Raw genomic sequence first — 21,056 nt, 5'->3', positions numbered from 1 at the left:
AACTTAGGAGGTTATAAAATGATTGAACTAAAAAATGTCACCAAGAAATATGAAAATAAAACTGCATTAGACCATTTAAACTTAGAAATACCAGCGGGGAAAATTTACGGTTTTCTCGGTCATAATGGTGCAGGGAAAAGTACAACAATTAAAAGTTTGGTTTCAATTATTGAGCCAACAAGCGGAGAAATATATTTTGATGGCAAGCTTTTACCAGAAAACCGTTTAGATATCAAACGAAAAATTGCTTATGTACCAGATTCACCAGATTTATTTTTACAATTAACTGCTAATGAATATTGGGATTTAATAGCGGCTGCTTATGAAATTACCGATACTTCATCTTTGACAGAATTAATGGCTTTGTTTGATATGACGGGTCATCAAAATGAAACCATCGAGAGCTTCTCTCACGGAATGCGCCAAAAAACAGTCATTATTGGTGCTCTTTTAGCGGATCCAGCGATTTGGATTTTAGATGAACCAATGCAAGGTTTAGATCCTCAAGCGGCTTTTGATTTAAAAGGGATGATCAAGAAACATGCGGAAAAGGGCAATACCGTCATTTTTTCTACTCATAATTTAGATACGGCGCAACAATTGTGTGATGAATTGGCGATTTTAAAAAAAGGTGAGCTGATTTATAACGGAACCGTAAAAAATTTATTAGATCAGCATCCTAATGAAAGCTTGGAAACAATTTATTTAGGAATGGCTGGACGGGAGGCGACGGATGAATAGACGTTTAATCCAAAAATTAGTCGGCATCAATATTCTGTACACCAATCCTAAAGCCACCAAACAAGCTCGAGACAAGGGAAAAAAAGGTGCACAAGTTATTAAAAGCCTGATGTGGGGATACATCATGTCTGGTGGGATTTTCTTAGTTGTTTATGGTCTGATGATGATTTTTATCGATTTTGCCAAAATGCCGGGAAATTTCACTTACTACATGGCTTTATTTGCATTAATCGGGTTTACACAAGGTTTATCGGCAATTTTTAATGTCTTCTTTGACAGCCGAGATTTAATGGACTATTTACCTCTGCCGATTTCCCAAGGAGCCATTTTCATTGCTAAATTTTTAGCCGTTGGTTTAACGATCGTGCCTTTTATTTTACCGTTACTGATTTTATTTTTCTTAGGTAGTCTAAATTCGTTACCGATTGTTTTAGCAGTTGTTTGGTCAATTCTTCTCTTTGTAATTTTCTTTTGCTTACTTTTTGGCATTTGTACTAGTTTAATCTTTGCATTTGCTAGAACAAAATTTTTCCAACAGCATAAAAAAACTTTGACCAGTTTAATGTTAGGTTTTTCGATGATTATTTCAGTGGCAGGGATCATCATGATTAATGCCACGAATTCTAGCAGCTCAATGACTGCAGCCGATCGTCCAGCATTGGCAATATTTATGCCCTTTTATTATGTAGCAGCAACACCGTTTTCTATGAATGGTTTATTATCAATTGCCGGAACCATAGTTGTTTTATTGCTTTTGTTTATCTTACTTAAGAAAATGGTTGTCCCAAGTTTGTATCAACAGATGAGCCAATCTGCAAATGACACACCTAGAAGTAGCCGTAAACATAAAAAACAAGGGAATCTAGTTCAAATTATTCGTAGCTATAATCTACAATTACTTAAAAATCCAAATTTGGTAATGCAAGTAATGAGTGCGACTTTGATTATGCCAGTGGTCTTTATTATTTCTTTTTCCTTGAATGGCGGTATCGCTTTTGACCAATTACCTAATTACTTCTTTGGTGTATTTTTTCTAGTCGGTTTATTTTTAGCAGCCATGATGACCACTCAAAGTTCTTTTGTAGCCAATATGATTTCATTGGATCGAGAGAATTTTTTATTTATCGCTTCATTACCAATTTCATTAAAAGGATATTTAAAAGAAAAATTTCGCTTAGGATTGTTTTTACAGTGTTTAATGGTAGGATTAGTGACGATTTTAAGTGGTGTTGTTTTTAAATTAACTTTTGTATTAATTGTATCAACACTGGTTGGCGGTCTTTTAGGGAGTTATTTATTCTCATTAAGTGCCTTTGCCGGTGATTATCGACATTTAAATTTAAATTGGAACAATATCAGCCAATTATTTAGTCGTGGTGGTGGTAGTTTTCGCTTGATGTTCCGGTTATTTGGAACGATGTTCGCTGCGATTATTGTCGTTGCTCTTTATACCATGATTGTGATTTTTACCAATGGCTTGATGATAGTCAACCTGCTTTTATTTTTAGTGGTGGCAGCGATCTCTGCTTTTTGGATTTGGCGGAATCAAAAAAACTTTTGGCAACGATTGTCAAATTAATTATATTAGCTAGCCTTTTGCTTGAGGCTAGCTTTATTTTTCCGTTGATTTTCAATCACTTCTTTGGCATAATTACGTAGTTTTTCTTCAATTACCGTTTCGCATTTTCCAGGCAAAACAGCAATGTTTATAATCTTGCTAGTGGAAAATAAGCCTCTTTGAATTGATGCGCTGCCAATTACTTGATCATGATAAGTGGCGATAACCGTCAAGTATTTTTGTTCTTTAAAATAGTCTATTTTATCCTCTAAAACATTCTTCCGTAAATGAATGCCTTCAAAGTATTCTTTACTCATAGGTGTCGTTAAATGTAATTGAATCATCGAACCCCTCCTTATTAATGAAATAAATGTACACCTTAAAGTCCACTTTAAGTCAACTATAAAGTTTAATTAGCACTTATTTTCGTGAAAATAATATGGCGAATTTATTAAATGACGATGGTGGATTGATAAATTTTTTTGTCCAATAAAAACATGAATACAGAATTGTTCCTTGCAAGATCAATTATTTTTATTTACTTATGTGAAAAAATATTGTACTTTTTTAAGATTTACTTGAGATGTTTTGATGAAATCGCCATCAATTTTCTGCAAAAAATAGAAAATTCTGACAAAAGAACTCAGGAAATAACAGCGATAGAAAAACTAGATACAACTATATTAAATTTTAATTAATTTATGGTGTCAAAACGAAATGATTTTAATTCATTTGTTTTTGTTATTATAAATGTCTCGATTTAGTATTTTTGACTTTAATATTCCTTGATTTGAAAACAAAAACGCCTATAAATTCTACTTTTTTGGTTTTCAAAAAGTATTGCATTTTGTCTTTTTTAGGTGTAAATTTAACGTTGGGGGAATTTTACATAGTCATTTTTATATTTATTTGATTAATAACGAATAATTTTTTCCCAAATAAAATTAAGGAGTGATTTCATTGGATAAAGAAAAAGGCATGAAGCTGGGCGCCTTAGTCATGATGATTTTCACATCAGTATTCGGGTTTGCTAACGGACCAGTAGCTTACTACTTGATGGGTTATGGCTCAATCGTGTTTTACGTAGCTGCAGCAATTCTGTTCTTTATTCCATTCGCTTTAATGATGGCTGAATTTGGTTCATCAATTAAAGGCGAGAACACTGGGATGTACAAATGGTTAGAAGTGAGTGTTGGACCACGTTTCGCATTTATCGGAACATTTATGTGGTTTGCTTCTTATGTTGTATGGATGGTATCAACTTCATCAAAAGTATGGATTCCATTTACAACAACATTTGCCGGTAGTGACCAAACACAAAAATTAGCTATCTTTGGCTTAAACTCAACTCAAGTAGTTGGCTTATTAGCTTGTTTATGGATGGTTATTGTAACTTTAGTCTCTATTAAAGGGGTTAAAGGTATCGTTAAGGTAACTAGTTTAGGTGGTTTAGCGGTAACAAGTTTGAATGTTGTGTTAATCGTAATTTCAGGTATTATTTTAGTTGCTAATAAAGGGCAATTGGCACAACCTTTCACAAACATCATGCATTCACATATTCCTAGTTACCAAGGTGGTACAGGGATGTTAAGTTTCGCGGTGTTCGCAATTTTTGCCTTTGGTGGAATTGAAGCAGTTGGGGGTATGGTTGATAAAACGCGTAACCCTGAGAAAACTTTCCCTAAAGCGGTTGTATTTTCTGCCTTAGTTATTTCAATTGGTTACGCTCTTGCAATCTTCTTATGGGGTGTAAGTGCAAACTGGAATGATGCCTTATCAGGTGATACAACAAACTTAGGAAATATCACTTATGTCATGATGAACAACTTAGGTTACACATTTGGTGATGCAATTGGCATGAACCATAGTGCTGCTATGAGTATTGGTAACTGGTTTGCTCGTTATGCTGGTTTAGGGATGTTCTTATCATACAGTGGAGCCTTCTTTACTTTGACGTATTCACCATTAAAAACTTTAATCATGGGTACACCAAAAGAAATGTGGCCTAAGAAATTTACTGTATTAAATGACAATGGTATGCCATCTGTTGCAATGTGGACACAATGTGCGTTAGTTGTTGGCATTATCTTAATCGCATCATTTGCGACGCCAGATCCATCAGCTTTCTATAACATTTTGACTTTAATGGCTAACGTTTCAATGACCTTACCATATCTATTCTTGATTTATGCATTCCCTAAATTCAAGAAAAAAGATGGTTTGGATCGTCCATTCGAAGTTTATAAAAATCAAAGTATGACTGTTTTAATAGCCGTAGTAATCTTTGTTTTAGTATTGGGTGCGAATATCTTTACAATCTTCCAACCAATCATCGAAGGTGCTGGTGTGCGTGATACATTATGGATGATCGCTGGTCCTGCAGGATTCTCAGCCTTAGCAATTATCTTGTATCAAATTTACGCTAACAAAACAAATAAAGCCTAGTCATTTTCCTAGAAAACAGTAGTCAATAAGACTGCTGTTTTCTTTTTTTGGTTCATCAGTTATCATTAAACGGGGTGAAAAAATGACCATAAGCGAAATTTTATATCAAAAAGAAAATTTTACTGAAACTGAAAAACGGATAGCCGATTATATTTTGGTTCATTTAAGTGAGACCTCAAGATTAAATGTGCAAGAATTGGCACAAAAAGCTTATGCTTCCCATTCGGCAGTTATTCGATTGACACAAAAAATTGGTTATAGTGGCTTTCGTGCCTTTCAGACGGCTCTAATCGAAGAAGTTTCGGCCAACCGCTACCTAGGTCAAAGTGTTGATCCAAATTTTCCTTTTAATCCTTATGACAATGCTGAAAAGATTGCTCAAAAAATGTTGGATTTAAGTGTTCACTCATTACAAAGAAGTGCGGCGAGCTTACAGTCTGATAGTTTAGAAGAAGTGGCTAAGAAAATGTTGTCAGCTAAACGGATATTTTTATTTGCCACCGGAGATTCTCAAATTCGGGCACGTAGTTTTCAAAATAAGTTTAATAAAATTAATCGCTACTTGATTATTGCCGATGAATATGGGGAAAATGATTGGGCGGCATTGAATTTAACTAAAGATGATTATGCGATTTTCATTAGTTACAGTGGAGAATCAGTTAACTATGAGAAATTTTTGCGATTATTGGTGCAACGAAATATTCAGCATTTATTATTGACTAGTCGTAAAGATTCATCTTTAGCCAAAATAGCCCAACAAATGATAGAAGTTCCTAGCGGAGAAGAAAAAAATGTTAAAGTTGCCACTTTTACTTCTCAGATTGCTTTTGAATACATCTTAAATACGCTATATAGTATCTGTTATGCTAGAAATTACACAACCCATTTAGTAGATTTAAAAGATAAAGAAGAGACGATGGATAGCTGGTACAATTAAATACAGAAAAAAGATGGCGCATGAAGGCCATCTTTTTTTTAAACTTTTTTATCGTACCAAATAATCATATTTATTACGGTTAGTTCTTGGGAGGGGTTCTTATAAGAATGCTTTTGATCCGCTTTAAACTGGAGACTTTCCTTTTCCGAAATAGTTAATTCGTGGGTATTAAAGGCAATTTGAAGACTGCCAGAAAAAACAGTAATGAATTCTTCTGTGCCGAAGGGATGGGGATCAGCTGCTAAAAAAGCACCAGGCTCAAGTTCAATAGTATAAACTTCAAAGTTTCGGCTATCGGCAAAAAGAAAGATGGGAAAGTTACGGTATTTTCCATCATTTTCCAATAATGGCTGGATGTCATTTTGTCGCACAATTTTATATTCTTCCTCGGGTGCGGCCATTAATTCGGTAAAAGAAACTTTCAATCCATTGGCAATTTTCCAGACAGTATTTATCGTAGGATTGGCAGTTCCTTTTTCAATTTGGGCTAAGACACTTTTACTAACGCCCGTCAGAGCACTAACATTATCTAGGCTTAAATTTCTTTTTTTGCGAAAAAGTTTTAGATTCTGAGCAAATGTTTGATTTATTTCAGACAAAATTTCTCCTCCTTGTTGACATTATAAAGAACGAAATGTTCTATAAAAGAAATAAATCGTTATATAGAACATTTTGTTCATTATATCATATTTGAATAAGGAGGAGAAGATTCATGTTTTCAATTGCATTTTTTTCGTATATTTTCTTAACTGCTTTTACTCCCGGGCCGAATAATTTCATGGCTTTAGCGAATGCTGCTAAATATAGCTTAAAAAGAGGTCTGATTTTTTGTCTAGGTGTTTTCTTTGGATTTTTAATCGATATGACATTATGTGCGGTGCTTACTTCGGTGATGTATAACTCCATTCCAATCATTGAACCTTATATGAAAATATTAGGGGCTTTATACATGTTGTTTTTGGCATTTACGGTTTATCGTGATAAACCTAAAGTAGAAAAGAAGAATCGTCAATTTTTGAATCCTAGTAGTTTGTTTACTGGAATGGTTATGCAGTTGGTCAATGTGAAAGTAATTATTTATGGTATCACAGCTATGACATCTTTTGTCCTTCCAAATGTATATTCAGTATTTGATATTATTGTAGGAATTTTATTACTGGCGTAGGTTTTTTGGGGACTTGTACTTGGGCAATTTTTGGTTCAGCCTTTCAAAATTTGTTTATTAGATACCATAAACAAACCAATATTATCATGGCTTTATTATTAGTGTATTGCGGGGCAATGGTTTTGAAATAGGGATTAAATAAGGAAGCCAACTAGCTAAATTGTTTGGCTTCCTTATTTGTTTAAATGAAAGATCATTAAATATTCTTTATCATTTTCGTCAATAATTTGAAAGCCAAGGCTTTGGTACATTTTTAGAGCATAATTATCTTTTTGAACTGCTAGTGAAGTATTTTTATAGTCTTTTTCTTTCAGTAATTGCAACATCTCTGCCATCAATTTACGGCCAAGCCCAAGTCCTCGATAGTCTTTGAGTACAGATATAGCAAATTTAGGGGTATTTTTATTAATTTGACCAAACCCAGAAATGATTCTTACCCATACTGCGGCAACAATTTTCCCATTGTGTTCTGCGCATAAGCAATAGTCATCTTTTAAGCTGCCAAAATCTTTAATGTAGATAAATAATTCAGGTTGATAGATTATATTTTTGGGTAGCAAATCTTCTTGGTTACGCTGGAAGATAGCTTCGTATAAAAATTCTTCCAATAAATAATATTCTTCTGTTCTCATTTCGCGAATCAGCATATTTTTCCTCTTTTTAAACAAGTATACTATTTTATTGAACAAGATGTTCAGAGTTAAAAATATTCACAAGAAAATCCTGCACATTTTGACCCAAATATTAAAAAAAAGTTCGATGGGTCCCTTTTCTAGTTATAATCAAAGAAAATAAAGGAGGGCATCACATGCTAAAAATCGCTTATATTGGAAACGGGAAAAGTACCAATCGTTATCACCTACCATTTGCCTTGAAAAATCCTCACGTGGAAGTTAAGACTATTTATTCGCGTAATAATAACAGTTCTTGGGAAAAAATCGAAGGTGTTCATTATACCAATGAGATAGAAGATATTTTTAATGATCCGGAAATTAATCTAGTGGTGGTAGCGACGCCTAGTGAGCAACATTATCCTTGGGCGAAGAAAGTCTTATTAGCAGGTAAAAACGCATTGGTAGAAAAACCTTTTGCTGAAACCTCTGAACAAGCCAAAGAATTATTTGCAATAGCAGAAGAAAAGAATCTATTTTTACAATGTTACCAAAATCGACGTTTCGATTCTGATTTTTTAACAGTCCAAAAGGTCATTAAAAGTGATGTTTTAGGTGATTTAGTAGAAGTTGAAATGCATTATGATTATTTCCGTCCTGAAGTACCAGAAAATACACTGGCATTCAGTCAGATTAATAGTTATCTATATGGTCATGGCTGTCATACAATTGATCAGGTATTGTCATTTTTCGGTGAGCCGGATGATATTACGTATGATGTTCGTCAATTATTGGGGCCAAATCGGATGAATGATTATTTTGACTTAGATTTATTTTATGGCAAGATGAAGGTTTCTGTGAAATCCAGTTATTTTAGATTGAAGGAGCGCCCAAGTTTTGTTGTATATGGCAAAAAAGGTGTCTTTGAAAAAGTCACAAAAGATCGTCAGGAAGAAGATTTGAAACATTTTTATATGCCGACTAATGCTGATTTCGGCTTAGATTTTCCTGAACATTATGGTACCCTTACTTATATGGATGAACAAGGGCAATACCACGAAGAAAAAGTTGTCTCTGAGGTGGGGGATTACAGCCGTATTTATGAAGGCGTTTATCAGTCTATTGTTAATGGCGCTGATAAAATTGTGAAAGACCATGAAACGATTAGCCAACTTGAAATTTTGGAAACTGGAATTGAAAAGATGTTAGCTAAAAACAAACAGGAGGTTGAATAGCATGAAATTAGCAATTGTTGGATCAGGGATGATTGTGCATACCTTTTTGGAAATGGCGCAAGAATTACCAAATACAGAATTAGTAGCTTTAGTTGGACGAGCAGCCAGCCTTGAAAAGTTGGAAAAAATGAAAGCTGACAACAATATTCAAAAAATTTATACGGATTATGGCGAGAGTTTGAAGGATCCTGAGATTGATACAGTTTACGTTGCTTTACCTAATAATATGCACTTTCAAACAGCAAAAGAGGCTCTGATTGCTGGGAAAAATGTCATTTGTGAAAAACCATTTACTTTGACTTTGGCGGAGTTTTTAGAGTTGAAAGATCTTGCTGCAGAAAAAGACTTGGTGTTAGTTGAAGCAATTACCAATCAATATTTGGAAAATTATCAAGCTATTAAAGACAGTATCAAAGATTTAGGTGATCTGAAAATCATCGAATCTAACTATTCTCAGTATTCTTCTCGTTATGATCGGTTTAAACAAGGTGAAATTTTACCAGCCTTCGATCCCAATATGGGTGGCGGTGCTTTGATGGACTTAAATATTTACAACATTCATTTTGTAGCTGGTATTTTAGGTCGTCCAGAAAAGGTGGAATATTTAGCCAATGTCGAGCGAGACATCGATACTTCTGGTATTTTGCTGCTGGATTATGGTGAAACCAAAGCAGTTTGTATTGGCGCCAAAGATTCTAGTGGGAAAATTTCTTCGATGGTTCAAGGTACGAAGGGTTATGTACGAGTGGAAGGTGCAACTAATACCGTACCTGAAGTTGAAATTGCTGGTGAAATTCAAAATTTTAATACACATCAGCATCGGATGTTTAACGAATTTGTGGCTTTTGAAAAAATGATTCGTGAACATGACATGACAGAAGTCAATAAACAATTAGCCCATTCAGAAATCGTTATGGAGATTCTACAAGCGGCTAAAGATTCAATTTAATAAGACTTATCTTCCAGTGAGATTATTTCACTGGATTTTTTTTGTTTAAAAGTATCGTGTTGGTTGACAAATTAAAGCAATAGTTAACAATTACTCGATTGTTTTACTGAAAAACTCTTCGTATACTTATAGCGAGGAGTGATTCAGATGGATAATCAAATCGGACGACAAATATTTGAGCTGCGAAAAGAGCAACAAATTACTCAGCAACAATTAGCGGAATTTTTGAATGTGACTAAAGCAAGTGTTTCAAAATGGGAAAACGGACAAAGCTATCCTGATATTACCTTGTTACCGTTGATTGCTTCGTATTTCAACCAATCAATTGATAATTTACTAGGCTATTCTCAGTTAAGTAAAAAAGAGATCGAAAATATTTACCGACGTTTAAAAAAAGAGCTGTCAAAAAAACCTAATGAAACTTTACAACGAATTCGTCAAATGATAAAACGTTATTGGTCTTGTTACGATTTTGTCTTTTCGATGGCGTCATTGTTGATGAATCATTTAAGTGTATTAGATGAAGATTCAGCAGAAATTGAAGGGGAATGTCTGAGCTATTTGTTACATGTTTTTAAAAATACGGATGAGTTGACCATCAAAAATCAGGCAAAAATGTTGTTAGGTAGCATCTGGATAGAAAGAGGGGAAACCAGTAAAGTTTTTGAATTATTTGGTGACAAAGCTCCTACCATTAATGCCGATGAGATGATAATTGCGGCTGCATTACAAAGGGAAAGTCGTTTTGCAGAAGCCGAAAGTGTTTTACAAATTACCTTGTACCAATATTTGATTATTCAATTAAACATTTTTGGTAGTTATTTGTCTTTGCCTAACTTGTCTAAAGAGAGAATCAATCAGACGATTGGCTTTGCTGAAGGATTAATAGAGACTTTTAAGATTGAAACCTTTCATCCCATGATTGTATTGATGTTGAGATTGTCTTTGGCTCAAATGTTCGTAGCTGAACAACCAGAAAAAACTTTAAATCAGCTAGAAAAATTTGCGGAACTGTTTGAACAAACGAATTTTCCTATTCATTTAAAAGGGAATGGATACTTTAATAAAGTGGATGTTTGGTTTGATGATTTACTGCTGGGAGATCAGACACCACGGGATACGATGCTAGTAAAAGAAGATTTGATTCAAGGAGTTATTGCTAATCCAAGTTTTGAATCCTTAGCGGAGCAACCCCGATTTAAAGCTGTCATAGAAATTTTGTTAAGAGGTGAAAAAAATGACAAATCTAAATGAGTATTTACCGTTTTTAATTCCGTTGCTCATCTTGCAGTTATTACTAGCTTTAATTGCCTTGATTAAAGTAGTTAAGCAACCAAGTTTTCGTTATGGTAACCGATTATTATGGGGGATCGTTGTTCTATTTATTTCGATCTTCGGCCCGATTATATACTTTATGATTGGAAAAGAGGAGAAAAATGAATAGCTTGGTAATCCGTGATTTAAGCAAGCAATTTCACGGCAAGAAAGTCTTAGATCATATGGATTTGACGATACCTCAAGGAACTGTTTTTGGTTTTGTCGGGGAAAATGGTGCTGGTAAAACGACAACCATGAGAATTATTTTAGGTTTAATGAAAAATGACGGTGGTAAGATTGAGATCTTTGGCAAGAAAGTTCATTTTGGGCAAAACCAAAGCAATCAAGAAATTGGTTATTTACCAGATGTTCCCGAGTTTTATGATTATTTAACGGCTCCAGAATATTTAAAACTTTGTGGGAAAATCACAGGTATTAAAAACAGAGAATTAAAACGACGAATCGCTCAGACCTTAGCCTTGGTGGATTTAGTAGATAATCATCTAATAAGCGGCTTTTCTCGCGGTATGAAGCAACGTTTAGGACTAGCCCAAGCATTACTGAATCGGCCTAAAATTTTGATTTGTGATGAACCGACTTCAGCGTTAGATCCTTTAGGACGAAAAAAAATATTAGAAATTCTAGGTAACTTACCAGATACAACTGTTATTTTTTCAACTCATATATTAAGTGATGTTGAAAAAATTTGTCAGCAAGTAGCCATTTTAGATAAAGGCAAAATAGTCCTAACTGGTGATATTCAAAAGCTCAAACAACAATTTTCGAGTACTAATTATCAGTTAGTATTTGCTACTGAACATGAAGCAAATACAATTGCAGAAAAACTTCAGTTGAATCAAATAATATTTCAACAAGAAAAAAAATCATTAACCATTCCATTAATCTCTGAAAAAACGAAAGAACAATTGTTAAGTAGCTTGTCTAACAGCGGGATTTTACCACAAAAGATGGATTTAATGGCACCTACCTTAGAAGATGTATTTTTGGAGGTAATTAAAAATGATTAGACAAACATTTATTTGGCTAAAAAAAGAGAGTATTGAATCCTATCGTACGAAAAAGCTAATCATTATTTTATTGGTGTTTGCGATACTAGGGATCATGAATCCTCTATTGGCAAAATTGATGCCTGATATTATGAAAACTGCCATGCCCGCCAATATGCAAATTAATTTACCAGAACCAACAGCACTTGATGCTTGGACTCAATTTTTTAAAAATCTGACGCAAATGGGTTTAATCGTCTTTATTTTAAGTTTTGGTGATGTGATGTCTAAAGAAATTGGTAGTAGTAAATTGATTCCGTTAGTAACCAAAGGGTTAAGAAGAGGGAGTGTCTTAATCGGAAAGTACCTGTTTCTGATTATTTTATGGACAGTTGCTATCAGCTTGAATTTTTTAATTTCGTGGGGATATACGGTATATTATTTTTCCACTGAATTAGTTAAAAATTTATTTCCCAGTGTTCTAGCAATTTGGTTATTTGGCATTTTATTGATTAGTATTTTGTTGTTAGGCTCGACCATGTTCAGCAAATGGAATAGTTTGTTTGTTTTATTACTGAGTTTGGGTGTGATGTTGATCTTAAATTTTTGGCCTGCATTCAAATCAGGCAATCCCTTAAGTTTAGCTAGCCATAATATGGCCATATTAACCGGAAAAGTTGATTTGAGTGATTTTTATTGGAGTATTGTTTGGTGTCTGATGATTAGTTTAATCTCAGTTATATTAGCTGGATGGACTTTTCGAAAGAAAAATTTAGGAAGAAATTAAGCTTGGTGATGGACCAGGCTTTTTTTTGTAAAGAAAAATTAAATTTAAATTAGTCTTTTATCATTTAAGTACTTCTGTTATAATTCTAATCACATTAAAGAAGGAGTGAAAGAGATTATGACAATTTATAATTTTTCTGCTGGCCCAGCTGTTTTACCAAAACCCGTACTGGAAACTGCCCAATCCGAAATGTTGGATTACAAAGGTAGTGGTATGTCGGTGATGGAGTTGAGTCATCGGTCCTCCTGGTTTCAAGCTATTATCGATGATGCTGAAAATTTGTTGCGAGATTTAATGAAAATTCCAGAAAATTACCAAGTTTTATTTTTACAAGGGGGAGCAAGCTTACAATTTACGAAAATCCCTTTGAATTTCGCTCAAAATAAAAAAGCTCTTTATGTAAATACAGGTTCTTGGTCAAAAAAAGCGATTCAAGCTGCTGAAGCATTAGACAATGTTACAGTTGAAGTAATTGCTTCATCGGAAGATCAAAACTTTACTTATATTCCAGAAATACCTGCAAATGTAGATCAGAATGCAGCTTATGTGCACATTACCACTAATAATACAATTGAAGGTACAGCTTACCAAAGTATTCCTAATTTTGGCAAAGTACCAGTTGTAGCTGATATGTCATCAAATATATTGGCTAATGATTACAATGTAGAAGATTTTGGCGTGATTTATGCTGGTGCGCAAAAAAATATTGGGCCTGCAGGATTAACGGTGGTCATTATCCGTGATGATTTATTAGGTGAAAGTGATATCTCAGCGCCGATGTTAGATTATACTTTATTAGCTAAAAATGATTCATTATATAATACACCTCCGACGTACGCTATTTATGTTGCCAAATTGGTTTTTGAATGGTTACAAGAACAAGGTGGCGTTGCTGGTATCACTGCCCAAGATCAAGCCAAATCAAAACTTTTATATGATGCGATTGAAGCATCAGAATTATTTAAGAGTCCAGTTCGCGCTGACAGCCGCTCATTAACCAATATTCCTTTTGTGACTGGTAATGATGAATTGGATAAAAAATTCAATCAAGAAGCCTTAGCTTATGGCTTTGAAAATCTAAAAGGTCATCGCTCAGTCGGTGGTATGCGGGCAAGCTTATACAATGCTTTTCCGGTAGAAGGTGTCAATGAACTTGTGACATTTATGGAAAAATTCGAAGCTGAAAACGGAGGGAAATAGATGTATCATATTCAAACATTTAATGCGATTGCTTCAGAAGGTCTGGAGCGTTTTGAAAAAGAAAATTATGGAATCAACGATTGTGAAAAACCAGAGGGGATTATTTTAAGAAGTAAAAAGTTACACGATTATGATTTTCCCGATTCAGTTGTGGCGATTGCTCGCGCTGGAGCTGGTACTAATAATATTCCTGTTAAAGAATGTACCGAAAAAGGAATCGTAGTTTTTAACACACCGGGTGCCAATGCCAATGCCGTCAAAGAATTAGTGATTGCGTCTCTATTACTTTCAGTTCGTCCAATGGTAAAAGGGATTGAATGGATTCAAACACTAAGTGGATCTGATGTTGAAGAACAAGCCGAAGCAAATAAAAAACAATTTGCTGGTCACGAATTAGAAGGAAAAAAATTAGGCGTAATTGGTTTAGGAGCAATCGGGGCAATGGTGGCTAATGATGCTTATCGCTTAGGAATGGAAGTTACCGGTTATGATCCTTATGTGTCAGTTGATACAGCTTGGAGCATTTCAAGAAGAGTGAAACGGGCACAAAGTATTAAAGAAGTGTTGGCAAATTGTGATTTTATCACTGTCCACGTGCCTTTAAACGAAAACACTCGCCATATGATCGGCGCTCAAGAAATTGCTCAAATGAAAGAAACGGCACATTTATATAACTTTGCTCGTGGCGAAATTATTGATACTGATGCGATTTTAGATGCAGTTAACGAAGACCGGATTGCTGGATTTACGACTGATTTTGCAGAAGAAAAATTATTACATCATGAAAAAATTACCGTGCTGCCCCATTTAGGTGCATCAACTGAAGAAGCTGAAATCAACTGTGCCAAGATGGCAGCGCGAACGTTGAAACGCTTCTTAGAAACAGGTATTATCAAACGTTCAGTCAATTTTCCTAATGTTGAAATGGCTTTTGAATCACCTTACCGGATTACTGTAGTCAATAAAAACGTACCTAATATGTTAGGCTTAATTGCTTCTGACATTGCTGATTTAGATGTTAACATTGATAATATGGTGAATCGCGGGAAAGATGATTTTGCTTATACTTTAGTGGATGTCGATGAACAGGACGAAGCGAAAATCGAAGCGATTGAGAAAAAATTAAAAGAACATCCTGGTATCGTCCACGTACGGACAATCAAGCAAGAAGGAGTGGTTTTATAATGGTCAGAGTCGAACCTTTTAAAGCCATTCGTCCAGCTGAAAAGTTAGCGGATCAGGTAGCGTGTTTACCTTATGACGTCTTAAATTCTAATGAAGCTAGAGAATTGGCTAAAGATAATCCTTATAGTTATTTTCATATTGATAAAGCTGAAATTGATTTGCCTGAAAATTTGTCGCCCTATGATGAAAAAGTTTATCAAAAGGCCGCTGACAATTTAGCTGATTTTTTAACCAAAGAGTGGTTGAAAAAAGACCAGCAAGATTATTTTTATTTGTATCAGCTGACTATGAATGGTCGTAGTCAAACTGGGATTGTTGCTGCTACAGCTATCGATGATTATACTTCTGGTAAAATAAAAAAACATGAATTTACCCGTCATGAAAAAGAAATTGATCGCATGAACCATATCCGTGCCACCGATGCGAATACTAGCCCGATTTTCTTAAGTTATCGTCAAAAAGCTGATATTCAAGACTTATTAAAAGATTGGCAAGCTAATCACACACCGATTTATGATTTTACCAGTTTCCATGATGTGAATCATAAGGTTTGGCAAATTGACGATCCTGCCACGATTGAAAAACTAAAAAATGATTTTAAAGAAGTTGAGGCATTATATATCGCAGATGGGCATCATCGGACCGAATCAGCTGTAAAAATTGGTTTGGAAAAAAGAGCTCAGGGAAAAAATTCACCTGAAAGTGAACGCTTCTTATCAATTATCTTTCCAGATGATGAATTAGCTATTTTAGAATACAATCGTGTTTTAAAGGTTGCTCCACCAGAAAATTTCTGGTCAACGATTGAGCAATATTTTACAGTCACTAAAAACGGCGTAAAAAAACCAGTACAAGCTGGCGATATTTCCTACTATGATGGACAAGATTGGTATACTTTGACCATCAAAACAGAATTAGTTGCAGACGATCCAGTGGAAGGCTTAGATGTTGCGTATTTACAAGCCCATGTGTTTCAAGAAATTTTTGACATTCAAGACATTCGGACTGATAAACGAATTGATTTTGTTGGTGGGATTCGTGGAACGGATGAGCTAGAAAAACTAGTTGATGCTGGTGAGTTTCAGTTGGCTTTTTCAATGTATCCGACAGCTATGTCTGATTTACTAGCAGTGGCAGACGCTGGAAAAATCATGCCTCCAAAATCAACATGGTTTGAGCCAAAATTATTAAGTGGTCTATTTTTACATGATTTAGAAACGAAATAACAGTAAAGCGATGAGATTTCTCGTCGCTTTTTTGTATGTAAAGCTATTTTTATATCAGAGAAAGCCCGATGTAAGGGGATTTAGCTAGTAATCTACAAAATCGAATGCTATGGTTTTGTCAATCGAAGGGAGCGATCAGATGGAAATTGGAACCAGATTAAAACAAGCGCGTGTGGAAGCAAAGTTCACCCAAGAAAAATTAGCTGAAAAAATACAAGTTACGCGACAAACGATTTCAAGTTGGGAAAATCAGCGGAGTTATCCAGACATTAGTAGTATTGTGCAGTTAAGTGAAATCTATAACATTTCTTTGGATATTTTATTAATTACAGTAGAGTGGCAAATCATGTTGGCACGGGGAATGATTATTGTCGTTCTGATGATTCCAGCGATTTTGATTTTCAAGAAGTTGGGGTAAATTCTCACCGCATTTTCTTTATCTTATCATCTCAAATTGACTAAAAAACAAGGCTATCATATATTCTAATTGAGAGAATAATATAGAGGAATGGAGTTTTGAAAATGATGCGTTACATGAAGCAGCGACAGCAGTTGGTCGATTTTGGTAAAAAAATGATGACTGAAGGATTGACCACTGGTACTGGCGGTAATCTGTCAATTGTTGTGCCAGACGAAGCAGCGATGTTAATTACCCCTAGTGGGATTGCCTATAATGAGACAAAAATAGAGGATATCGTATTGATGGATCTTTTTGGCAATGTTTTAGAAGGAGAATGTAAGCCATCTAGTGAGTATCATATGCATGCTATTTTTTATCAAAATAATCCTGAAATAAAAAGTGTCGTTCATACCCATTCAGATTATGCGACGGCGGTTGCTTGTTTGCAACAGGATATTGAACCGTTCCATTATATTATTGCTTCTGTAGGAGATCGCGTGCGATGTAGTGGCTACCAAACGTTTGGCACACAAGCTTTAGCTGAAGAAGCTTATCGGGTGATGGGAAATAATAAAGGCATTTTACTAGGAAATCATGGCGTTTTAGCAGTGGGAAACAGTTGCAGTGAAGCTTTTTCTGTCGCAAAAGATATTGAATTTTTGGCAAAATTAAAAATCCGTGCCCAATCAATTGGTCGGCCTGTATTATTAAGCCCAGAAGATATTGCGATTACACAAGAAAAATTTGCCAACTATGGTCAACCAAAAAAAGAATTTTCAAAACTATAAGCATAAGAGATGAAGCGAAAAACTTCATCTCTATTTTTTTGCAAAAACTACTTTACAAATATATTATCTATGTTACAATTATATTACAAAAACATTACAAGAGGTGATCACGATGAAAAAAATTTTTTTAGTTTGTGTATTGAGTTTGGCATTTCCCGTAGCTGCAATGGCTGATACTACAGAATCTGTTACTAATTCTAGCATTCAACAGGAGCAAAAAGGATATGGTGCAATTGTTACAGACAAAGATGAAATAAATAGTGAAACTAGCAGTAGCAATAGTCTTGAAAAAGAAAAAACAGCAACGACTGATTCAACTGCGACTGATGCAGTAAAAGAGCAGATCGAAGAAACGACTCAATCTGCGCAATCGGAAAAATCTGAATCATCTACCACTTCTAGTGAAGAAAATGCTAAAAAAGATGATGTTAAAGATGTGGAAGATTATACACCAGCTTACATTCGAGAATTATTAACCGATTCAGCTTATCCGATTGATGCTAAAGAATTAGCTGGTTATTCTGATGAACAGTTGGCAAATGCTATGAAATTATTTGAACGTTACAATCAAGATGTTACTGGAATGGATATGGGCGGCTATGTCAGAGTATTACGAATGGTTTATAAAGACCATGTGATTTCTTGGGAGGCGGCCGAAAAAGCTTTAACTTTCAATCCTAATCAATATCAAACAATCGATGAATTATTGGCAAATGTCGATCAGTTATACGATTATGTTCAAGTACTTTATCCAGAAAACACCTTTTTCTCTCTGAAAAATCTATCGAAAACTGAATGGATCCATATTTTAAATTATTTGGCAGATTCAGGAATAGACATGAAACAATTTGGTGGTGGTTCTAGTGTCTTTTCTGGTGTAGCTTGGTGGATTCAAGATTCTTCTGAAGGTAATGCACCTTATGATAACGGTCCAAAGAAAACTGAAGAAGTGAAAAATCTTGCAACAACAGCTAAACCAGCGACTACTCAGGCTGAATTACCAAAAACTGGCACAAGAAACAACGTTTTCTTAACGGTTGCTGGCGTATTCATTTTGGGGCTAGCGGTCTTTGGTATTAGAAAAGTCCGTCATTAAAATAGTAAAAGCCAGCTGGTTAGCAGCTGGCTTTTTTTGCATAAATTGACTAAAGTTGTCTGGGAGCGTATATTTTTAAAAAGAACTTTTTTTGGAGGCTGAAAATGACAAATTATCAAGCACATTTTTTGATGGATGATGAAGCCATTAAAGATTTCGTTGTCAGTGAATTGCAACTTTTTCCTGATAAAAAAACTTTAGAGGTTGCTGAAATTGGCGATGGCAATATTAACTATGTTCATCAAGTAATAGATCAAGCAACTAAAAAAACAGTTGTGGTGAAGCAGGCCGATAAGTTTTTAAGAGCATCAGGTCGCCCATTAGATTTAGCTCGCAATCGAATTGAAGCTGATATTTTAAAAATTCAAGGAGAGTTGGCGCCACAATTTGTACCAGCAGTTTTCAACTATCACGAAAAAATGGCAGCTTTGACGATGGAAGATATCTCAGATTATCAAAATATGCGTTATCAAATGATTGAAAAAAACATATTTCCTAAATTTAGCCAAGAGATCAGTCAGTTTTTAGCTGAAGTTTTGTTGCCGACCACCGATTTGGTCTTAGCACGAGATGAGAAAAAACAGCGGGTGAAAGCTTTTACCAATATCGAAATGAGTGATATCTCTGAAGATTTGGTCTTAATTGAACCTTATTGGGATTATAAAAAGCGGAATATTATCACAGCAGGTAACGAAGATTTTGTGATGGAAAACTTGTATCAAAACGATGCATTGCAGGTTGAAGTTGCATACTTACGAAATCAATTTATGAATAATAGCCAGGCACTGATTCATGGTGATTTGCATACGGGTTCGATTTTTATTAATCATACAGGTATTAAAGTAATTGATCCTGAGTTTGCTTTTTATGGACCGATGGGCTATGACATTGGTAATGTATTGGCACATTTAGTCTTTCCGCTGATTTTAAATCAGATGGATGGTCATTTTGATCAAGATTTTGATCATTGGTTGACGCAATCAATTGAAAAAGTCTTTGATTTGACCTTTGAAAAAATAGCAAATACTTACGATGATCAGGTAAAACTACCGATGTATCTTTTACCAGGTTTCAAGGAACAATATTTGGCTGAAGTGATGGCAGACAGTTTAGGTTACGCCGGTACCGAAATCATTCGTCGCGTCGTGGGTGATACTAAGGTAAAAGAATTGAGTTTATTACCAGAAAAGGCTAGAATTCCAGCAGAAAGAATTTTAATTCAGTTTGCTACTGATTTAATTATGAACCGTGATAAAATTACTCATGGACAAGAAATCAGTGCAATCTTTACAAAGAGGGAAAAAGATGAAACGACAAGATAACGGTATGCCGACTTTATTACAATATGAAAATGTTGCGTGGTATGAGAATGGTGTAGTTAAAATTTTAGATAGGCGAGTATATCCACGAGAAATTAATTTTGTTACTTGTCAAACTTATCAAGATATCGCACAAGCCATCACTGACATGGTGACACAAAGTGCTGGACCTTACACTGCGGCTGGAATGGGAATGGCTCTAGCAAGTTTTCAAAGTCAAGAACTGACAGCTGAAGAAAGAATCGCTTTTTTGAAAAAGGCCAGCGAAACAATTGCCAACGCCAGACCAACAACTGCGAATCGCATGCGGGTTATTACCGAAAAAGCATTAGAGTTAGCCAAACAAACTTTAGCTGAAGGTCAAGATCCGACTGAAGCAATTTTCCAGCAAACGATTGACTCACTAAATCGTCGCTATTTCACGATGAACAAAGTGGCAGAGCATTTAATTAAAAAAATTCCCAATAACGGAACTGTTTTAACCCAATGTTACGGTGAAACGATTGTCGGTATGTTGTTAAGAGCCGCTAAAAATACAGGCAAAAACTTAAAATTTTACTGTGCAGAAACACGCCCCTATTTACAAGGTGCTCGTTTAACGGCTTCTTGTTGCGCCGAGCTAGGCTTCGATACCACAGTTATTTCTGATAATATGATTGCTTACCTAATGACTCACGAGAAAATCGATTTGTTTACATCAGCTGCTGATACGATTGCCTTAGATGGGCATATTGCTAATAAAGTTGGTACTTATCAGATTGCTATTTTAGCTAATCGGTTTGGTATTCCTTACTTTGTAACGGGGATTCCAGATGAAGATAAAAAAGATCATCATGATATCAAAATTGAAATGCGGGATCCGCAACAAGTGCTAGAATTAAATGGTATTAAACATACTTTAGCTGGTGTAAAAGCGATTTACCCATCTTTTGACGTAACGCCACCAGAACTAATTGGCGCTGTGGTAACAGATCTAGGATTCTTTTCGCCCTATGATTTGGCCAGCTATTATGAAGAAAAACCAGAGAATGATTTTTATTAATCCAATTATTTTTGACTTGATGAACTTTTGCTATTCATCAAGTCTTTT

The 21,056-nt window shown here is 35.0% G+C and carries 22 protein-coding genes; 19 read left to right on the top strand and 3 right to left on the bottom strand.

All coding sequences use genetic code 11. The annotated features are described in order from the left end of the window. Positions 1 to 18 precede the first annotated feature (18 nt). Positions 19 to 741 carry an ABC transporter ATP-binding protein gene (locus ID741_RS15425; RefSeq protein ID WP_438720633.1) on the top strand — a complete coding sequence of 241 codons (723 nt, stop codon included), beginning with the start codon at positions 19 to 21 and terminating at the stop codon, positions 739 to 741. After that, positions 734 to 2,320: an ABC transporter gene (locus tag ID741_RS15420; protein ID WP_438720632.1), complete on the top strand. Its 1,587-nt coding sequence runs from the start codon at positions 734 to 736 to the stop codon at positions 2,318 to 2,320. The genes ID741_RS15425 and ID741_RS15420 overlap by 8 nt, the downstream gene beginning before the upstream one ends. A 5-nt stretch (positions 2,321 to 2,325) precedes the next feature. On the opposite strand, the gene ID741_RS15415 is transcribed toward ID741_RS15420, so the two are convergent. Then, positions 2,326 to 2,643: a hypothetical protein gene (locus ID741_RS15415; protein ID WP_438720631.1), complete on the bottom strand. Its 318-nt coding sequence runs from the start codon at positions 2,641 to 2,643 to the stop codon at positions 2,326 to 2,328. Positions 2,644 to 3,250: 607 nt separating this feature from the next. On the opposite strand from ID741_RS15415, the gene yjeM reads away from it, so the two are divergent. Both yjeM and ID741_RS15405 read left to right on the top strand, forming a co-directional pair. Continuing rightward, positions 3,251 to 4,744 carry a glutamate/gamma-aminobutyrate family transporter YjeM gene (gene yjeM, locus ID741_RS15410; RefSeq protein WP_438720630.1) on the top strand — a complete coding sequence of 498 codons (1,494 nt, stop codon included), beginning with the start codon at positions 3,251 to 3,253 and terminating at the stop codon, positions 4,742 to 4,744. An 82-nt stretch (positions 4,745 to 4,826) separates the two neighbouring features. Then, positions 4,827 to 5,681 (top strand): MurR/RpiR family transcriptional regulator, encoded by an 855-nt coding sequence (locus ID741_RS15405; protein WP_438720629.1) that lies wholly within the window; start codon positions 4,827 to 4,829, stop codon positions 5,679 to 5,681. 38 nt (positions 5,682 to 5,719) lie between these two features. Here ID741_RS15405 and ID741_RS15400 read toward each other — a convergent pair whose 3' ends face one another. Then, positions 5,720 to 6,280, bottom strand: a complete 561-nt coding sequence (locus ID741_RS15400; protein ID WP_438720628.1) for a helix-turn-helix domain-containing protein — start codon at positions 6,278 to 6,280, stop codon at positions 5,720 to 5,722. A gap of 113 nt (positions 6,281 to 6,393) precedes the next feature. Here ID741_RS15400 and ID741_RS15395 point away from each other — a divergent pair, with 113 nt between their 5' ends. Continuing rightward, entirely contained in the window at positions 6,394 to 6,846 is a 453-nt protein-coding gene (locus ID741_RS15395) for a LysE family transporter (RefSeq protein ID WP_438720627.1), read from the top strand. A 173-nt stretch (positions 6,847 to 7,019) separates the two neighbouring features. Here ID741_RS15395 and ID741_RS15390 read toward each other — a convergent pair whose 3' ends face one another. Then, positions 7,020 to 7,493 carry a GNAT family N-acetyltransferase gene (locus tag ID741_RS15390; RefSeq protein WP_438720626.1) on the bottom strand — a complete coding sequence of 158 codons (474 nt, stop codon included), beginning with the start codon at positions 7,491 to 7,493 and terminating at the stop codon, positions 7,020 to 7,022. 161 nt (positions 7,494 to 7,654) lie between these two features. Between ID741_RS15390 and ID741_RS15385 the strand changes: the two genes are divergently transcribed. From ID741_RS15385 to ID741_RS15320, 14 genes are all read left to right on the top strand, one after another. Next, entirely contained in the window at positions 7,655 to 8,692 is a 1,038-nt protein-coding gene (locus ID741_RS15385; RefSeq protein ID WP_438720625.1) for a Gfo/Idh/MocA family oxidoreductase, read from the top strand. A gap of 1 nt (position 8,693) precedes the next feature. Further along, on the top strand, positions 8,694 to 9,641 hold the full coding sequence (locus ID741_RS15380; protein WP_438720624.1) for a Gfo/Idh/MocA family protein: 948 nt from the start codon (positions 8,694 to 8,696) through the stop codon (positions 9,639 to 9,641). Positions 9,642 to 9,788: 147 nt separating this feature from the next. Next, complete coding sequence (locus ID741_RS15375; protein WP_438720623.1) at positions 9,789 to 10,895, top strand: helix-turn-helix transcriptional regulator; 1,107 nt, start codon at positions 9,789 to 9,791, stop codon at positions 10,893 to 10,895. Further along, entirely contained in the window at positions 10,879 to 11,085 is a 207-nt protein-coding gene (locus tag ID741_RS15370) for a PLD nuclease N-terminal domain-containing protein (RefSeq protein ID WP_438720622.1), read from the top strand. The genes ID741_RS15375 and ID741_RS15370 overlap by 17 nt, the downstream gene beginning before the upstream one ends. Next, positions 11,078 to 11,986, top strand: coding sequence for an ABC transporter ATP-binding protein (locus tag ID741_RS15365; protein ID WP_438720621.1), 909 nt, complete (start codon positions 11,078 to 11,080; stop codon positions 11,984 to 11,986). Before ID741_RS15370 ends, ID741_RS15365 begins: the two co-directional genes overlap by 8 nt. Then, positions 11,979 to 12,752, top strand: a complete 774-nt coding sequence (locus tag ID741_RS15360) for an ABC transporter permease (protein ID WP_438720620.1) — start codon at positions 11,979 to 11,981, stop codon at positions 12,750 to 12,752. Before ID741_RS15365 ends, ID741_RS15360 begins: the two co-directional genes overlap by 8 nt. Before the next feature lie 117 nt (positions 12,753 to 12,869). Further along, a complete protein-coding gene (gene serC / locus ID741_RS15355) occupies positions 12,870 to 13,952 on the top strand; it encodes a 3-phosphoserine/phosphohydroxythreonine transaminase (protein ID WP_438720618.1) in 1,083 nt (360 codons plus the stop codon). After that, the gene (locus ID741_RS15350; RefSeq protein ID WP_438720616.1) at positions 13,953 to 15,137 is read left to right on the top strand and encodes a 3-phosphoglycerate dehydrogenase family protein; all 1,185 of its coding nucleotides are present in this window, start codon (positions 13,953 to 13,955) and stop codon (positions 15,135 to 15,137) included. Next, positions 15,137 to 16,363 carry a DUF1015 domain-containing protein gene (locus ID741_RS15345; RefSeq protein WP_438720614.1) on the top strand — a complete coding sequence of 409 codons (1,227 nt, stop codon included), beginning with the start codon at positions 15,137 to 15,139 and terminating at the stop codon, positions 16,361 to 16,363. The genes ID741_RS15350 and ID741_RS15345 overlap by 1 nt, the downstream gene beginning before the upstream one ends. A 139-nt stretch (positions 16,364 to 16,502) precedes the next feature. Beyond that, the gene (locus tag ID741_RS15340; RefSeq protein ID WP_438720612.1) at positions 16,503 to 16,781 is read left to right on the top strand and encodes a helix-turn-helix domain-containing protein; all 279 of its coding nucleotides are present in this window, start codon (positions 16,503 to 16,505) and stop codon (positions 16,779 to 16,781) included. 104 nt (positions 16,782 to 16,885) lie between these two features. Then, positions 16,886 to 17,551: a class II aldolase/adducin family protein gene (locus tag ID741_RS15335; RefSeq protein ID WP_438720610.1), complete on the top strand. Its 666-nt coding sequence runs from the start codon at positions 16,886 to 16,888 to the stop codon at positions 17,549 to 17,551. 112 nt (positions 17,552 to 17,663) lie between these two features. After that, positions 17,664 to 18,647 carry an LPXTG cell wall anchor domain-containing protein gene (locus ID741_RS15330; RefSeq protein ID WP_438720608.1) on the top strand — a complete coding sequence of 328 codons (984 nt, stop codon included), beginning with the start codon at positions 17,664 to 17,666 and terminating at the stop codon, positions 18,645 to 18,647. A 104-nt stretch (positions 18,648 to 18,751) separates the two neighbouring features. Then, entirely contained in the window at positions 18,752 to 19,969 is a 1,218-nt protein-coding gene (mtnK, locus tag ID741_RS15325; RefSeq protein WP_438720606.1) for an S-methyl-5-thioribose kinase, read from the top strand. Further along, positions 19,953 to 21,008 carry an S-methyl-5-thioribose-1-phosphate isomerase gene (locus tag ID741_RS15320; RefSeq protein WP_438720604.1) on the top strand — a complete coding sequence of 352 codons (1,056 nt, stop codon included), beginning with the start codon at positions 19,953 to 19,955 and terminating at the stop codon, positions 21,006 to 21,008. The genes mtnK and ID741_RS15320 overlap by 17 nt, the downstream gene beginning before the upstream one ends. The last annotated feature ends 48 nt before the right edge of the window (positions 21,009 to 21,056 follow it).

Origin of the sequence: Enterococcus sp. AZ103, from assembly GCF_051714685.1 — a bacterium.
GTDB classification, from domain to species: domain Bacteria; phylum Bacillota; class Bacilli; order Lactobacillales; family Enterococcaceae; genus Enterococcus_A; species Enterococcus_A alishanensis.
Note: the sequence above shows the minus strand (reverse complement) of the source record. Positions and strands in the feature narration are given on the sequence as shown.

Coding starts and splice junctions, on each gene's coding strand:
- serC (WP_438720618.1), top strand. CDS start 12,870: ATGACAATTTATAATTTTTCTGCTGGCCCAGCTGTTTTACCAAAACCC.
- ID741_RS15370 (WP_438720622.1), top strand. CDS start 10,879: ATGACAAATCTAAATGAGTATTTACCGTTTTTAATTCCGTTGCTCATC.
- ID741_RS15375 (WP_438720623.1), top strand. CDS start 9,789: ATGGATAATCAAATCGGACGACAAATATTTGAGCTGCGAAAAGAGCAA.
- ID741_RS15320 (WP_438720604.1), top strand. CDS start 19,953: ATGAAACGACAAGATAACGGTATGCCGACTTTATTACAATATGAAAAT.
- ID741_RS15350 (WP_438720616.1), top strand. CDS start 13,953: ATGTATCATATTCAAACATTTAATGCGATTGCTTCAGAAGGTCTGGAG.
- ID741_RS15415 (WP_438720631.1), bottom strand. CDS start 2,643: ATGATTCAATTACATTTAACGACACCTATGAGTAAAGAATACTTTGAA.
- ID741_RS15385 (WP_438720625.1), top strand. CDS start 7,655: ATGCTAAAAATCGCTTATATTGGAAACGGGAAAAGTACCAATCGTTAT.
- ID741_RS15340 (WP_438720612.1), top strand. CDS start 16,503: ATGGAAATTGGAACCAGATTAAAACAAGCGCGTGTGGAAGCAAAGTTC.
- ID741_RS15360 (WP_438720620.1), top strand. CDS start 11,979: ATGATTAGACAAACATTTATTTGGCTAAAAAAAGAGAGTATTGAATCC.
- mtnK (WP_438720606.1), top strand. CDS start 18,752: ATGACAAATTATCAAGCACATTTTTTGATGGATGATGAAGCCATTAAA.
- ID741_RS15335 (WP_438720610.1), top strand. CDS start 16,886: ATGATGCGTTACATGAAGCAGCGACAGCAGTTGGTCGATTTTGGTAAA.
- ID741_RS15345 (WP_438720614.1), top strand. CDS start 15,137: ATGGTCAGAGTCGAACCTTTTAAAGCCATTCGTCCAGCTGAAAAGTTA.
- ID741_RS15395 (WP_438720627.1), top strand. CDS start 6,394: ATGTTTTCAATTGCATTTTTTTCGTATATTTTCTTAACTGCTTTTACT.
- ID741_RS15365 (WP_438720621.1), top strand. CDS start 11,078: ATGAATAGCTTGGTAATCCGTGATTTAAGCAAGCAATTTCACGGCAAG.
- ID741_RS15390 (WP_438720626.1), bottom strand. CDS start 7,493: ATGCTGATTCGCGAAATGAGAACAGAAGAATATTATTTATTGGAAGAA.
- ID741_RS15330 (WP_438720608.1), top strand. CDS start 17,664: ATGAAAAAAATTTTTTTAGTTTGTGTATTGAGTTTGGCATTTCCCGTA.
- ID741_RS15380 (WP_438720624.1), top strand. CDS start 8,694: ATGAAATTAGCAATTGTTGGATCAGGGATGATTGTGCATACCTTTTTG.
- ID741_RS15425 (WP_438720633.1), top strand. CDS start 19: ATGATTGAACTAAAAAATGTCACCAAGAAATATGAAAATAAAACTGCA.
- ID741_RS15405 (WP_438720629.1), top strand. CDS start 4,827: ATGACCATAAGCGAAATTTTATATCAAAAAGAAAATTTTACTGAAACT.
- ID741_RS15420 (WP_438720632.1), top strand. CDS start 734: ATGAATAGACGTTTAATCCAAAAATTAGTCGGCATCAATATTCTGTAC.